This is a genomic window from Arthrobacter sp. B055-34, assembly GCF_059090425.1.
In genome coordinates this window covers 613,940-629,451 of record NZ_JBNHFQ010000001.1, presented here as the reverse complement: position 1 = coordinate 629,451, position 15,512 = coordinate 613,940, and the positions used below count along the sequence as shown (strand labels likewise).

Sequence of the window (15,512 nt, the reverse complement as noted above, 5' to 3'; positions counted from 1 at the left end):
ACCTTGTCTGAAAGGAAAGGAATGACGTGTTGAGGGGCAAGTCGCAGACCAAGCAGGAAATTCTGGCGCACTTTGCGCATCGTGCGGCAGCGGCTGGCTTCGATCTCGACGAGTACCAGCTCCAAGCCATCCGGCAACTGGCGGAGGTTGCCGCCAGGACAGTTAATGCTTCCACCGCGCACGCTCCCAACGTAGCCTCCGCACTGGCATCGAGCAATAAGAAGCGGCGGAATCTCTACCTTTGGGGTCCAGTTGGCCGAGGCAAGAGCTGGCTGGTCAACGAGTTCTTCGCTGCGCTGCCGTTGGAAGGCAAGAAGCGCTGGCATTTCCACGACTTCTTCCGCGAGCTGCATGCCCGCCGCCGCGAAGCGCAGGATTCGCCGTCGCGGCCGGCCGGTACCAGCGCCGTGGACCTGGCCATCGACTCGCTGCTGCGGGACTGCGCCCTGCTGGTCCTGGACGAATTCCATGTGCACGATCCCGGTGACGGCCAGCTGCTGGCCCGTTTCCTGCGCGCACTTTTCTCCCGCGGCATTGCGCTGGTCACCACCTCCAACTACCCGCCGGGTTCCCTGATGCCCAACGGCCTCTTCCACGATCTGTTCGCTCCCACCATCGCCCTGATCGAAAAACACATGCAGGTGGCCGGCGTCGCCGGCCCGGTGGACTACCGCTCCCTGCCTTCAAATAACGACGGCGGCCGCGAAGGTCCGCGGTTCAGCGACGGCAGCGTGATCAGCGCCCGAGCAGACGACGTGGGCCACGCGCTCGACGAAACCGGCCTGTCCGTGCCGGAACCGCACGAGGCGGTGGAATTGCGGCCCACCACGTGGCCGCTGCAGGCGCTGCGCGTAACGGAGACGGAACTCTGGTTTGATTTCCGGCAGCTTTGCGAGACGCCCACCGCCACCCAGGACTACCTTGCGTTGGTTCGGCCCCGGCGGCACTGGGTGATTACCGCGGTGCCGTCCCGGGAGGAGATCAGCATGAACGGCTGGCAGCGCTTCAGCAATATTGTGGACATCCTCTACGACGCGGACATTCCGCTGACGTTGATCAGCGAAGTACCCCTGGACCTGAGCCCGTCGGAGAGTCCCTCCGCCGTCGATATCGCCCGCATCGCCAGCCGCCTCGGGCAACTTAAGGCAGCAGCCGGGGTCAACTGAAGGCCGCGGTGTGGGCCAACTGCAGGCCAGCGTGAACCAACTCAACGCCGCGGCCCACACAATAGGGTAGACCGTCCGTTGCGCCACCTGCTCATTCCAGCGATTCCTGGTTCACGGCCTCACTGCGTCTGATCCCGGGCTCAGAGCTGCGGCGGCGCGAGAGTGCTACGCCGAACAGGCACACCGCCCCGCCGATCACCCCGATCAGCGTCGGCACCTCGCCCAGGAACAGGAGCCCGAGCACAATGGCGGCAGGCGGCACCAGGTAAGAGGAAACGATGAGCTGCCCGGCTGGCATCTTGGTCAGCGCGTACCCCCAGGTGCTGAACGCGATGGCGGTCGGCACCACGCCGAGGTAGACGACGCCCAGGATGGACGCGGCCGAAGCATCCTGCAGGTCAACGATGAGTTCGCCGGTGAACGGCAGGGCGGTAACGGTGCCGATGGCACAGGCCAGCCACGTCACCTGCGCCGCGGGTACTCTTCGCAGGGCAGGTTTCTGGAGCAGCACGCCTACCGAATAGGTCAACGCCGCTACCAGCGCCCAGATGACGCCGGTTCCGCTGCCTGCAGCGCTGTCTGCACTTGTGCCGAAGCCGATCAGCAGTACGCCGATGAAGGCCACGCCGGCGCCGATCGCGAGCCATTTCGGAATGCCTTCGTGCAGGAAAACGCCCGCACCCAGGGCGATCAGGATCGGAGCGAAGTTCACGATCATGGCCGTGGTTCCGCCATCGAGCGTTTGCTCCGCGGTATTGAGGGCAACGTTGTAAACGCCGAACCACATCACGCCGCAACCGATGATTAGCAGCCATTCCCGTGGACTTGGTTTCACCCACGGCCGGCCGATTAGTCCGATGGCCAGGACTGCGGCGCCGACGCCCAGCCGCAGCAGGGCGAGGGAACCTGGCGTGAAGTCCGTTCCCACGCCGCGGATCACAATGAACGCGCTGGCCCAGGCGAGCACGGTCACCACGACGGCAACCAGGACGAGCGGGGTCAACGTTTTCGTCAGCGGTTTGACCGGCACGGAAGGCGTAGGGGAGCTCACGCCGTCAGATTATCCGACTCCTCCACACGGCACACCGGCCGGCGGCGAGGATGGCAGTTCCTTGCCGATAGTTGTCAGCTTCTCGCCGGGATTTCTTCCACCACGCTGGTGCCTCGTTCCGGGCGTGATTCCCACTGCCAGGTTTCGTGCAGCCGGATGCGCCCGTCCTCGAGTACCTCCAGCTTGCTTGCGCACACTCCGTTGGCGGTCTGCAGGTTGATGTTCAGGTGCGAGTAGCGGAAATCCAGCCGGTCGCCGTCGCGCGTTCCCACCAGATAACCGCGGACAACGGCGCCGCCGGAGTATTCCGCCCAGATCATCCTGCCGTCCTGGCTGTAGTGGAAGCGCGTGGTGCGCCCGACCTCGCCCGATGCAGTGTTGGCCACGGCGGCGAAGACTTTCCCGTCAATAACGGCCTTCACCGCCGCAGGATCGGGAGCCTCAGCCTCGTCGTCCTCCTCGGTGCCTTCCCCGGCGTCGATGCCTTCTTCAGGCTCGGCCTCGGTGTCCTTCACAGGGTCGGCGGCTTCAGCGGACTCGACCTCGGCGCTGGCTCCGGAGTCCTCAATGGCTCCGGAGTCCGGCACTGCGATGGCCGGCTGGTCCTCGCCCGGAAGTAATCCTGCGTCCGTTTCCATCTGGCCGTCGGGCAAATCCGAAAAACTGGTCGCTGAGACTGATTGAGACATGGATACAGAGTAGAGGCCATCACGAAAAGGTCACAATGACCGGGCGTGTTGAATCCGCCTAGGATTGGAATGTTTCACCTAATCGGGTCAATCGCCGCGTTCAAACAGTACTGTGCTTGATCACCCGCACTCCCACGGCCAGACCAATGACGGCGGTAACCACCGCCGCGACGACGCCCCACAAGGTGTCCCAGCCGAGCCCGCCGGCGAACAACTCCCGCTCGGCGTTGACCATGTAGGTCAGCGGGTTAAACAGGCTCAGCACCTGCATCCAGCGCGGACCCGCTTCGATGGGCAGCATGATGCCGGAGAGGATCATCAGGGGGAACAGCAGTGTCTGCTGGACGCCCCAAAACACCCACTCCTTCCCCTGCGTCACCAGCGCCAGCGCGTAGGAGAGAGCACCGAGGCCGATGCCGAAGATCCCGATCACCACGAGTCCGAAAAGCACGTGCAGCGGATAGAACACGAACCCGAACGGGATGGAGGCCAGCGCAATCACCAGACCTTGCAGGACCAGCGGCGCCCATTCCTTCAGCGCCCGGCCGATCAGCAGCGAGGAACGGGACAGCGGTGTGGCCAGGATCCGCTCGTAGGAGCCGGTCATCAGCTCGTACTGCAGGTTCGAGCCGGTCATGGAGGTGCCGAACAGGGCGATCATGACGACGACGCCGGGCAGGAACCACTGTAGCGAGGACTCGCCGCCGAAGGCCTCCGCACCCACTGCCGCCCCAAGCAGTGGCCCGAAGAGGGCCAGAAACACCAGCGGCTGCACCAGCGAAAAGATCAGGGCGAACGGATCCCGGATGACCAGGAGCATTTCCCGCCAGAACACGTACTTGGTGTCCTGTAGGATCCGCCCGACCCCGGGTTTCCTCACGGCGGTGCCGGCGTCAGCGGCTTGCTGGAGCTGCATCAGACTTTGCCTCCTTCGCGCAGGCTGCGGCCGGTCAGTTCGAGGAAAACATCGTCCAGGGTGGGCGGTTTCAGCTCCAGCCGCAGGGCCGGCGCACCGGCATCGTTCATGTCCTTGAGCAGTCCCGGTGCCAGCCGTGCGCCGTCGGGGAGCCGAAGACGGAAGCGGATGACGCCGTCGTGCGCTGTTTCTTCCAGCTCGCCTGCGGCCGCCGCCCGGCCGAGCAGGCCCCGCACCTCCGGCGCCGCGGCAGCCGAGACTTCCACCGCCAGCAGGTCGCCGGCCAGGTCTGCCTTGAGCCGGCTGGCCGTGTTGTCCGCAATGATCTCGCCGTGATCGATGACGATCACCCGCTCGGACATTGTGTCCGCTTCCTCCAGGTAATGGGTGGTCAGCACGATGGTGGTTCCGTGCTCGTGGCGCATGCGCATGATGTGTTCCCACAGATTCGCGCGGTTCTGCGGGTCCATGCCGGTGGAAGGCTCGTCGAGGAAAAGCAAGCTGGGGGAGTGCATCAACCCCAGCGCCACATCCATGCGCCGCCGCTGGCCGCCGGAGAGCTTGATGACGGTGCGCTTCTTCAGCTCCTCCAGTTCCAACGACTTGAGCAGCTGGTCTGCCCGTGCGTGCGCGTCGGTGGTGTTCATCCCGTAGAAGCGGCCCTGCATGATGAGCTCGTCGATCACACGGTAGCTGTGCCCGCCGCCATTGCCCTGCCCGATGTAGCCGATGCGCGAGCGCACCCCCGCGGGGTCCGCGATGACATCGACCCCTGCCACCCGCGCGGTTCCCGACGTCGGTGCCAGCAGCGTGGTGAGCATGCGCAGAGTGGTCGATTTACCCGCGCCGTTGGGCCCGAGGAAGGCGACCAGTTCGCCGCGCTCGACGTCGATATCCACGCGCTCGACGTCGATATCCACGCCCTTGACGGCCTGGATCTTCTCTTTCTTGACGGTAAAGGTCTTGGTGAGCTTGCTCGTGTGGATCATGGCGACCCCTGGTCGATGGCATTCGCGATGTGAAAACGCTACGCCTGCGGCAAGAGCCAGTCCATGGGATCGCGAAGCTATGTGGACATCTTCTGTCCGTGCCTCTGGCCCCGACTGTCCGTGCAGGGCGATTAGAGTTGTACACCTGATGCCTTTTCCGCATCCATCCCTCTCCACGCCCACATCACCACGTATAAGGAACAGCCATGCCCGCCCCGGCCCCTGCCACCAAGCCAGAACTGACTCCCGATGAGCGGCAGTCCGTACTGCGCACGCTGAAGTCCCCGCGGCTGCTCAAGACCGAGGTGCTCGCCGGCCTGGTGGTCGCGCTGGCGCTGATTCCCGAGGCCATCGCGTTCTCGGTGATCGTGGGCGTGGATCCGCGCATGGGCCTGTTCGCGTCCTTCATCATGGCGGTGACCATCTCGTTCGTCGGCGGCCGGCCGGCGATGATCTCGGCCGCGACAGGCGCGGTGGCGCTGGTCATTGCGCCGGTGATGGCCAGCCACGGCGTTCAATACCTGATTGCCACGGTGATCCTCGGCGGCATCTTCCAGGTGCTGCTCGGCGTGCTGGGCGTGGCCAGGCTGATGCGGTTCATCCCGCGTTCGGTCATGATCGGCTTCGTGAACGCGCTCGCGATCCTCGTGTTCGGTTCACAAGTGCCGGAGCTGCTGGGCGTGCCGTGGCTCGTCTACCCCATCACCGCCGTCGGCCTTCTGATTGTCTTCGGCCTACCCAAGCTAACGACGGCGGTGCCCGCGCCTTTGGTCGCGATCGTCGCCTTAACGCTGGTGACCGTGCTGGCCGCCATCCAGGTGCCCACCGTGGGGGACAAGGGGCAGTTGCCGGACAGCCTGCCGGGCCTGTTCATCCCCGATGTCCCGCTCACGCTGGACACGTTCCGGACCATCGCACCGTATGCGCTGGCGATGGCGTTCGTCGGGCTGCTCGAATCCCTGCTGACCGCCAAGCTGGTGGATGACATTACCGACACCCGCTCCAGCAAGACGCGCGAGTCCTGGGGCCAGGGCGTGGCCAACATCGTCACCGGCTTCTTCGGCGGGATGGGCGGCTGCGCGGTGGTTGGCCAGACCATGATGAACGTGAAGGCATCCGGTGCCCGCACCAGAATCTCCACCTTCCTGGCCGGCGCGCTGTTGTTGCTGCTGGTGGTCGTGCTTGGTGACGTGGTGGCGCTGATCCCGATGGCCGCGCTCGTCGCCGTGATGATCTACGTGTCCATCGCGACCTTCGACTGGCACTCCATCAAGCCGTCCACCCTCAAGCACATGCCCAAGTCGGAAACGGGGGTAATGGTGAGCACCGTCGTCGTGACCGTTTGGACGCACAACCTCGCCATCGGCGTCGGAGCCGGCGTGCTGGTCGCCATGGTCCTTTTCGCCCGCCGGGTGGCGCACTTCGTGACCGTGGAGCGCACCGTACTGGAGGTCAACGGGGAGGAGGCGGCTACCTACCGCGTGGACGGCGAGTTGTTCTTCGCTTCGTCCAACGACCTCTACACGCAGTTCAACTACGCCACCGATCCGCAGCACATCATCATCGACATGCACGCCTCGCATCTGTGGGATGCCTCCACCATCGCCGCACTCGATTCCATCGCGGAGAAGTACCGCAGCCTTGGGAAAAGCCTGCAGATTATCGGGCTGAACGAAGCGTCCGTGCTGATGCGCGAGCGTCTGGCGGGCAAACTCAACGGCTGACCCGCCTGACGGCTGAAGTGCTATCAGCCGGTGACCAGACCGTTGCATTTCGGAACGGTGCGTTTATCCAATAGTTATTGGCCCTTGGCGTCGGGCAGGAGTATTCTTTTCTTACCGAAAAGTTGCCTACGTACAACGTTCCGTCGGTATTTTTTGGGGTCCAGCTAATGTGCGCCGGTGGCTAATACGTGTCCGCACATTCCAGACGTGGCCGGGTCCGATGACTACCCGTCCCGAAAAGAGGAATCCGCTTGCTTCAGCGGAATCAGTTCCTCGCACCGTCCGGTGCCGCATCCTCGGTGCGGCACCGGACTTAGTTAAACGGCAAAATTCCGGCCGGTTACGCTCCCGCCCGCAGCTCCGCCCGGCTAATCTCGAAAAGTGCCTTAGTCTCCGGCGTTGAAAGTATGGGCATTTGTAACGGAAATTGATAGCTTTAACCGACAGGGCGGAACTTGTTAGCAACCCTTGAACTTCATATCCGCGCGCAGGAAAAAGCACTTTCGAATTGCGCATTGTTCACGGCTATTAGACCGCCTTGGGTCTGGCCCCAACCGCGCAGCCAGGTCAGGATCCGTCCGCTGTTGAGCAGCCGGGCGTTATTACTGCGTTACAGGTTTTTCCAAAACACTGGTTACTTCTGCCTGCCGTCAGTATGCTGATTCTCAATGCAGGAACGCCGACGTTGGGGAATGTGTGGCAGGTGTGAGGCGTGAACCAGTTAAAAGATCTGTGCGCGGCCGTGTCTTGGGGGCGGCTGCAGTGCACCCGGGTGCCAGGACTGCGCGGGCATCGGACCAAACCGACCATCTTCCGGAGCCAGCCGGGCGCGCCGTAGGAACGGTGTCGACCATCGGACTGACGCGCGACGGCGTCAACCCGGTATCAGCGGCGGGACTCCCGGCGCCAGCCAACGTTTTTGTGGGCCGGCAGCGAGAGATCGAGGAAGTGCGTTCCGCACTGCAGGACAACCTGCAGGTGGGGGCGATGCTCGTGGGGGAGCCGGGCGTGGGCAAGACCGCGCTGGCGCTGGAAGCGCTCAAGACCTTCGACGGCAACCACCATATTGTCCCGGTACGCGGCAGCGCCTTCTCCGCCAACGTCCCCTACGCGGCCCTGGGCTATCTGCTCAGCGAACTGCCCGAACACGTGCTGGACCATCCGGTGCTGGCGATGCAGGGGTTGTCCCGGCTGCTGACCGAACAGGCAGACGGCCGGACGCCGGTCCTGCTAGTCGAAAACGCCCATGAACTGGATCCGATGTCCGTTATGGCCGTGACCCAAATGGCGGTCTCCGGCCAGGCGAAGGTGCTGATCCTCGCGCGCGAATTGACCGGTGCGGCCGAGGAATTCATCCGGCTCTGGGCCGATGGCCACGTCCGGCGGATCGATCTTGCGCCCTTCACGCTGGAGGAGAGCGCCGGCTACCTCGAGGCACTGCTCGGCGGGCGGGTGGCCCGCACCGCCGTCGCAAATCTTCACAGCCACACCTCTGGCAGTCCGGGATTCCTGCGCATGCTCGCGTCGGAGCAGCGCCACGCCGGCACCCTCGTTGAGCAGGACGGCAGCTGGGACCTGGTGGCGCCGCTGGTCCGCTCGGGCGAGATTGCGGAGGTCATCCGTGCCCGCCTGAACCGATACGGCCCCGAGCAGCGCCGCATCATTGAGCTGCTGGCCTTCGCGGTGGAACTGCCGCTCGCGGCGCTGCAGCGGCTGGCCGCACCGGAGGACCTGGACGTCCTGGAAGAGCACGGCGTGATGCGCGTGCTTGCCACCTCGCCGCCGATCGTCCGGCTGCAAAACCAGCTCAGCGCCGAGACCGTGCGCGAATCCGTGCCGCCGGCGCGCAGCCGGGAACTGCGGGAGGCCGTGGCCGCCACCATCGACTTCAACGCGATTCCGGGCGGCACGCTGATGGGCTTTGCCTCCTGGAGCATCGACTGCGGCGTCGAACTCCCGCCCGAGGCCGCGCTGCGGGCCGCGCAGCTGGCCAACCGGCTCTACGACCATGCCGGTGCCCTCCGCTTTGTCCGCAGCGTGCCGGACCACCGGAAGCGGCCCGAAATGGTGCTCCAGGAAGCCAACGCCCTGCGCAGCCTGGGCGAACTCAACGCGGCCGCCGAGGCGCTGGAATCGGTTCTCGAGGCGGCACGCGGAAACCTGCGGCTCTGGACCCTGCTGTGCGTCGAGCGGCACCGCGTGCTCCGCCGTCTCCCGGGCCGGGCCGCCGAGGCCCGCGCCGTAATCGAGCAGCTCAAGGCCGCCATTGGCAGGGACAACCAGGCCGAGCAAGGCGGAACCACCAACAACGACGGCGGCCCGCCCCTGCGTTGGGAGGCGGTGCTGATCGAATCCGAGTACGCCACCTTCGAGGGCCGGCACGCACAGCTGCCCCGCGAGCTCGAAGACATTTACGGCGACGAAAGCCTGCCGCTGGGCATGCGGCTCTACGCCGGCTGCCTGCTGGCCGAAGGCTGGTCCCTCACCGGGCGGAGCGAGGACGCGCTCGCCGTCGTCGCCTGGTTGGAAGCCGGTACCGCGAACCCTGATCTCTCGCCGGCCCTGCGGGACACCGTGCTGGTGCGGGTTTTCGAAATCTACTTCAACTGCGGACTCTGGCACCGCGCCGCGGACCTGCTGTCGCCCCGGCGCGGCACTGGTTTCGTCAGCCTTGCCCGCAGCTCCGGAACCGGGACCGGCGGGGAGCTGGCAGCCGGTCTGCTGCACGCGTCCGGCGGCCTGCCCGACGAGGCGCTGGACCATCTGCTGCCGGCGCTGGCCAAACTCCGGCGGCGCGATCCGGCGGGCGCGAAGCCCGCCGCGCTGGCGGCCGCAGCCTACTGCAGCGCGTTGCAGGGCGACATCGCCCGCGCCCGGCACTACCTCGACGAGCAGGCTGCCATCGGGGAACAGCCGCCCTGGAACATCGGCGTGGTCGCGGCCTATTTCCGCCTCACCGCGCAGGCCCTGCTCGGCGCCCGGGAAACTGCGCTCGCCGAGCTGAAACGGCTTGCGCAGGAGGCCGCCGGCCGGGGCCTGGTCGCACACAGCGCGCTCTTCCTGACCGCGGCCGCGAGGCTGGGGGACCGCGAAGCCGCCGTCGTAATCCTGGATCGGATTCCGGAGACGGCGGGCCAGTTGGCCAGGGCCGGCAGGCTTTTCGCCGCGGGAATGCTTAACAACGACGGCGGCGCCTGGCTTCAGGCCGCGCAGCTCGCCCGAGGGGACGGCAACGAATTGCTTGCCTACGAGGCCGCCTCCGCCGCCCAGGCCGCGGCACCGGATCCGTTGACGGCCCGGCAGGCGCGGGAACTGGCCAACACCAGCTACCGCAGGCTGCGCCGGCACCACGATCTGCACCGCAGCTTCGAAACGCTGAGCAGGTTCGAACAGGAACTGACCGTGGCCGCCGCACGCGGCCGCAGCAGCGTGGAGCTCGGCGAGCAAATGAACCTCTCGCCGCGCACGGTGGACTGGCACCTGGGCAAGATCTACAGCAAGCTGCATGTCTCCAGCCGCACCGAGCTTGCCGAACTTCTCGTCTGACCATGGAGGGATTCGGAAGCATCGGGTTGGTGGGGCGGGACCGGGACGTCGGCACGGTCCTGCACGCTATCCGGACCACCGGGGGAGCCCTGCTGGTGGCGGACCAGGGACTGGGCAAAAGCGCGCTCGCCCGCGCCGTCATCGCGGAGCTGGGCAGCGAGATGACCCCGCTGCGCGTCTACGCGAGCCCAAGCCTCGCGCGCATTCCGTTCGGCGCGCTGGCCCCGTACCTGTCCTCCCTGCAGGTGGAGCGGAAGGACTCCGTGCTGCCGGCCATGCGGTCCGTGCTCGCGTACATCCACCGGCTGTCACCGGGCAAGGCGCCCGTGCTGATGGTCATCGACGACGTCCACGAACTCGACGAGTCCAGCTCCCTGCTGGCGGCGCAGCTGGTGGCGTCCGGTGCGGTCAGGCTGCTGGCGATGAGCCGGACCATCCAGGCGCCGCCGCCGGAAATCCAATCGCTCGCCACGGACGGGCTGATCCTGCGGCACACCCTGCAGCCGCTGGACCGGGCGCAGGCCCACGAGCTCTGCCGCCAGGTGCTGCAGGGCGAAATCCTGCCCAGCATCAGCGAAGCCCTGGTCCAGTCCGCCGGCGGCAACCCGATGTTCCTGCTGGCGCTGCTGGCCCAGGTCCGCCGGGAGGGCACGCTGGTGGAACGCAACGGTGTCTGGCTGCTGGGCGGGGAGCCGCTGCCGCCTGACCTGCGCCTGACCGATCTGATCAAGGGCCACTTCAGCCGCTGCACCGAGGCCGAACGCGAACTGCTGGAGACGGTGGCCCTGGCGGACCCGGTGCCGCTGCAGGTCCTGCTGCAGACCGGCGCGGGGGGCCAGATCGACGCGCTGGTGGAAGCCCGGCTGATCACCATTGGCGACGACGCCGAACAGCTGGTCCGCGTGGCGCACCCGATCTACGCGCAGGTGCTGCGGGCCATGGTGCCCGCCGGGCGCAGCCTGCGGATCCGGCGCAGCCTGGCCGCCTACCTCGGCCAGCAGGCCTCCCGGCCGTTCCCGATGGAGACGCTGCTGCGCTCGGTGGACTGGTCTCTTGAGTGCGGCGTGCCGGTGCCGGACCAGCAGCTGCTGCAGGCGGCCCAGGTGGCCAACGGCCTGTTCCACTCGCGCTTCGCCCTGCGCGCCGCTGGCGCGGTCAGGGATCCGGCGTTCCGCCCCGCGGCGCAGGTGGCCCTGGCCCGCGCCCATTTCCACTCCGGCGATTATGAACGCGCCGGGGAAATGCTGGCCGGCGTGCTGGCCCGGACCGACGCTCTGGGCACGGCCAAACAGGCGGCACTGCTGGCCGGCCAGCTGCATCTGCACCTGCACGGCGGGCCGGCCGGACTGTATGACCTGGCCGACCAATGGGCGCGGGCGGTGGAGCGGATTCAAGGTGCGAATCCGAAGCTGCAGGCGAGCCGCGCCGTCGTTATTGCGGAGCAGGGCTACCGCCTGATGCGCGTGCACGCCAAACTCTCCGAAGGCCGGCTGGCCGAAGCCGAAGCCGAACTGCGCGAGCTGCAGGCGGCCTCGGACGGCTTCCCCGAGACCGAGCTGGTCATCAAGACTCTGCTGGGCGATGTGTATGCCGCCACCGGCCGGCTCGTCAGTGGCGCTGCGCTGACCCGCGAGGCGCTGGCGCTGCTGCGGCGGAACGAAGACGAGCTGCTGGGGTATTACGAATACGTCCTGACCACGCACATCATGGCATGCGTGCGGCTCGCCGAATGGGATGAGGTGCGGCTCGAACTGGAGCGGTACGCCGGCACCGGGCACCGCGGCCTGTTCTACTTCGGTGGCGCCGTCAGCTACGCCTACGCCATGCGCGAGATCCTGCAGGGGCGCACTGCCAGCGGGCTGCAGATGCTCACGGCCGCCGTCGAGGGACTGCGCCAGTCCGACCTCGAACACCTGCTGCCCATCGCCCTCGCGTCCGGCGCCTACGCCTCCGCCATGGCCGGACTGACCGCGCTAACCGGCGCATACCTCGCCGCATACGCCGACGTGCCTTACCAATCGGTGCCGCAGCTGCAGCTGCTGAGCCGGGGTTACGTGGCCGCCGCCGGCTACCTCATTCAGAACGACGACGGCGGACTCGGGAAGCTGCGTGCGCTCAGCGGCGACGCCAGGAGGCGCTGCCTGGCCAGCACGGAGCTGGACCTGCGGCAGCTGAGCCTGCGCCTGGGCGACCTGACGGAACTGGACGAACTGGTCAAAGTCGCGGACCTGACCGAGGGGACGCCCGCCGCGCAACTGACCGCGTTCGCCCGGGCCCTGCGCGACGAAGACATGGACGCCGTGCTGCGGATCAGCCGCGATCCCTCGGCGGGGCATGCCCTGCGGCTGACGCTGCAGAGCCTCCAGCAGCGGGACCTGCTGCCCGAGCACACCGGTGGAGCCGCCGGACGGCAGGACTTTCTGCAGCAGGTCAAACGGCAGCTGCAGAAACTGTCCCTGGTGCCGGATACCGCCGGCGGGCCGCAACCGGGCGGGGCGGGCGGACTGCCAGCCGGCGGACTGCAGCCGGGCGGTCTCGCGGCGCGGGGACTTGCGGCGCGCGGATCGTCCGGGGCCGGCCCGTCCGCTTTCGGCCTGTCCACTGCCGGTGCCGGCTGGGCGATGGCGGGGGCATACGGAGGCCAGGCCGGCACTGTCACGGTGCAGGCCAGGCTGACCAGACGCGAGCGGGAAATCGGCCGTCTGGTGGTGGATGGGCTGGCCAACTCGGACATCGCCGCGCGGCTGAGCCTGTCCGTGCGCACCGTGGAGGGCCACATTTACCGCATGTTCGCCAAGCTGCAGATTAGCAACCGCGAGGACCTGACTGCGGAGCACCTGGACTGACGCGGCCTTGCAAAACCGAGTAGCCGTCCGGACTTTCCGGCCGCCGGCGCCTCCCGGCGGCAGCCTGCCGGTACCTGCACGTACCTACCTGAGTAGTCCGCTCGCCGTCGACAAGCTTTCTCCAAGTTTCCTGAGTACAGTCCGGCCGCCTCGGCGCGAAGAACCCGTACCGGCTACGCAAGACACCGCAGCGGCAAAAATTTAGGCTCGATAGCACGTAGCTTCAGCCGATTGGTCTCATCATGTTCAGCCCTACATCGGCGTGGTCTGACCTACCGCTCGCACCGGATGAGAAGACTTCGCACCGACACATACACCTGCCGCCTTCCATGCCGCCGGCTCCAATCACGGTAGGCAGCCGCAGCGAGTTCGCCGATTCCCTGGCCAGGTACCTGGCCGCCGCCTTCGCTGCGTCCCGGTCCGGCCGCGGCGTGCTGATGATCGGCGGCCCCGGTACCGGCAAGACTTCCTTGGCCCGTGACGTCCTCCACCGACTGCACGGCAAGGCCCACATCGAGTACCTCCGCGGCAGCAACGCCGTCGAACGTCTTGCCTACGGCGCGCTGAACGTGCTGCTCGCCGAGGTTCCCGAAGCGCAATTGGGCCATCCGTTGGCGGTTGTGCGCAGTGTGGCCAGTTTCCTGCACCGGCGATCGGGCGGCAAGCCCGTGCTGTTGTTTGTGGACAACGCGCACGCGATCGATCCGCTCGCTGCCACGATCATTGCCGCAATGGCCGACGACGGCGACGCCCGCCTTCTGGTGTGTGCCAACGATGCGCGTCGCACACCTGCCGGGCTGCTTCGCCTGTGGAAGGACGGCAGGCTGTTGCGGACAGACCTGGCGGACTTCGACGTGGAAGAAACCGCTGAATGGCTGAGCGCGGTACTTGGCCCGGGACTGACCCTCCTTGCCGTGCAGGCACTGCATGAAGCCAGCGGCGGCAACCCGCGGCTGCTGCGTGTGCTCACCCGGGAATGGGTTGAATCCGGCCGGCTGGTCCAGTGCGACGACGGATGGATCCTCACCGAGGCGCGGCCGATGGCAGACGCACTGCAAGGAGACCCGGAGCCGGCCGCGCCCTTTGCCACGAGCCCGGCTCCGGCGGTGCTCGCCGCTGCAGAGCAAGCGGTGTTCGACGGCCGCTACCTTGAGGTTCCGGCGGGCGTGGTGGATCTCCTGCAATCGGGGGACCCCTCCCTGCGGCTGCGCGCCGGCGCCGTCCTCTGCGAGGCTAAGGCCGCCACCGGCCACGAAACCGAGGCCCTGGAACTCGCCGCCGAACTGCTCGGTCCCGACCACATGGGCGGGCCGAGCCAGCCGGGCAGGATTGCTCCTGGGTTTGCCGATCCCAGTGCCAGGGCTGCCCACCGGACAAGCGGGACCGCCCGCGGGCTGCGGTCGCTGGCGCACCAGCGGATGTGGGACGGCTTCGGCCGGTTGTTCGCCGCCGCCAGCCCGCGCCGGCAGGACTCCCTCAGTCCCGGTCCGCCGGTCGGCCACGCCGGAACCTGGCTGTGGATCGACATCGCCGAGTCGATAGCCAGCGCGGATGCAGGCCTGGCCGACCAGGCGCTCGCCAGGCTGCGTCCCGTGCTGGCGCAACTCCAGACCGGCCCGTCCAAGAACGGGCTGGATGCGCTTGCCGCGGCGGCGGCCGCCTACGCGTCCGCCCTCGCCGGCGATACGCAAGGTGCACGCGCGCACCTCAGCCGGCTTCCCGCCGTCGTACTTCGTGCCGGCACTACCGGGCTGAGCTGGCAGCAGCAGGTCTGGATCCGCTACCTCGGCGGCATGGCCTCGGCCACCGCCGCCACCCGTGGCGGACCGAGCACAACCACCCGACGCGTCCCAGACAACCGTGGCGAGGCCATCGCCCGGCTGCTGCAAGGCGCCGCCCAGGCCAACACCAACGGCGCGCTCGCGGACGAGCTGCTGTTCGTCAGCGGCGCGGTCCGGCTCGGCGCCACCGGGTCCGCCGCCCGGCTGGCCGGCATCGCGGGCCACATGCAGGGGGACTTTGCCCGGCTGTGCGGGCTCTTCGGTGAAGGCCTCGCGCGCGAGGACGCGGGCCGGCTTTTCGCCGCGGCGGACCAGGCCGTGGCCCAGCGGAACCGGGTCTTCGCCCAGGAGGCCGCCCGTGCCGGATTGACCTTCGCGGCGCGGCAGCACGACACCTCGCTGATGCGCTCCGCGCTCAGTTTCGTTCTTGCCGAACGCCGGCTGCCGGACTTCGCGCCCGGCGGCGGCGCCACTCACGATGCCCTCAGTGGGCGTGAGCGTGAGATCGCTTCGCTGGCAGCAACAGGCGCCGGTAATGCGGTCATCGCGCGACGGCTGCACGTGTCCATCCGCACCGTGGAAGGCCACCTGCAGCAAATTTACCGGAAATTGCAGGTTGGCCCGCCGGCTGTCCCGGCCGGCGCGTTTGCCTAAGTCAGCTGGGCGGTACCACAGCAGAAACACGGTTCATCATGAGTCACTCGATCATCTCCGCACGCGCGGGAGCCTTGGAAGAGGCAGAACACAACGGGGAAACAGCTTTGGGGGAATTACGCTTCGGAAAATCACACATTGGGAAATCAC

Annotated in this window: 9 protein-coding genes; 5 read left to right on the top strand and 4 right to left on the bottom strand. The window is 67.1% G+C overall.

The window, feature by feature from the left end; genetic code table 11:
* The first annotated feature begins 26 nt into the window (after positions 1–26).
* Positions 27–1,166, top strand: a complete 1,140-nt coding sequence (gene zapE, locus AC5RWO_RS02780) for a cell division protein ZapE (RefSeq protein WP_498729206.1) — start codon at positions 27–29, stop codon at positions 1,164–1,166.
* A gap of 91 nt (positions 1,167–1,257) precedes the next feature.
* On the opposite strand, the gene AC5RWO_RS02775 is transcribed toward zapE, so the two are convergent.
* From AC5RWO_RS02775 to AC5RWO_RS02760, 4 genes are all read right to left on the bottom strand, one after another.
* Positions 1,258–2,217 carry a DMT family transporter gene (locus tag AC5RWO_RS02775; RefSeq protein ID WP_498729204.1) on the bottom strand — a complete coding sequence of 320 codons (960 nt, stop codon included), beginning with the start codon at positions 2,215–2,217 and terminating at the stop codon, positions 1,258–1,260.
* Between the two features lie 74 nt (positions 2,218–2,291).
* Positions 2,292–2,855 carry an avidin-fold protein gene (locus tag AC5RWO_RS02770; RefSeq protein WP_498729203.1) on the bottom strand — a complete coding sequence of 188 codons (564 nt, stop codon included), beginning with the start codon at positions 2,853–2,855 and terminating at the stop codon, positions 2,292–2,294.
* Between the two features lie 151 nt (positions 2,856–3,006).
* Positions 3,007–3,822 carry an ABC transporter permease gene (locus tag AC5RWO_RS02765; protein ID WP_498729202.1) on the bottom strand — a complete coding sequence of 272 codons (816 nt, stop codon included), beginning with the start codon at positions 3,820–3,822 and terminating at the stop codon, positions 3,007–3,009.
* On the bottom strand, positions 3,822–4,811 hold the full coding sequence (locus AC5RWO_RS02760) for an ATP-binding cassette domain-containing protein (RefSeq protein WP_498729200.1): 990 nt from the start codon (positions 4,809–4,811) through the stop codon (positions 3,822–3,824). Before AC5RWO_RS02760 ends, AC5RWO_RS02765 begins: the two co-directional genes overlap by 1 nt.
* A 206-nt stretch (positions 4,812–5,017) precedes the next feature.
* On the opposite strand from AC5RWO_RS02760, the gene AC5RWO_RS02755 reads away from it, so the two are divergent.
* The 4 genes from AC5RWO_RS02755 (at position 5,018) to AC5RWO_RS02740 (ending at position 15,362) form a co-directional block, all read left to right on the top strand.
* On the top strand, positions 5,018–6,535 hold the full coding sequence (locus tag AC5RWO_RS02755) for a SulP family inorganic anion transporter (protein ID WP_498729198.1): 1,518 nt from the start codon (positions 5,018–5,020) through the stop codon (positions 6,533–6,535).
* A gap of 843 nt (positions 6,536–7,378) precedes the next feature.
* Positions 7,379–10,081, top strand: a complete 2,703-nt coding sequence (locus tag AC5RWO_RS02750) for a helix-turn-helix transcriptional regulator (protein WP_498729196.1) — start codon at positions 7,379–7,381, stop codon at positions 10,079–10,081.
* A gap of 2 nt (positions 10,082–10,083) precedes the next feature.
* Positions 10,084–12,927: a helix-turn-helix transcriptional regulator gene (locus tag AC5RWO_RS02745; RefSeq protein ID WP_498729195.1), complete on the top strand. Its 2,844-nt coding sequence runs from the start codon at positions 10,084–10,086 to the stop codon at positions 12,925–12,927.
* A gap of 329 nt (positions 12,928–13,256) precedes the next feature.
* Positions 13,257–15,362, top strand: a complete 2,106-nt coding sequence (locus AC5RWO_RS02740; RefSeq protein WP_498729194.1) for a LuxR C-terminal-related transcriptional regulator — start codon at positions 13,257–13,259, stop codon at positions 15,360–15,362.
* The last annotated feature ends 150 nt before the right edge of the window (positions 15,363–15,512 follow it).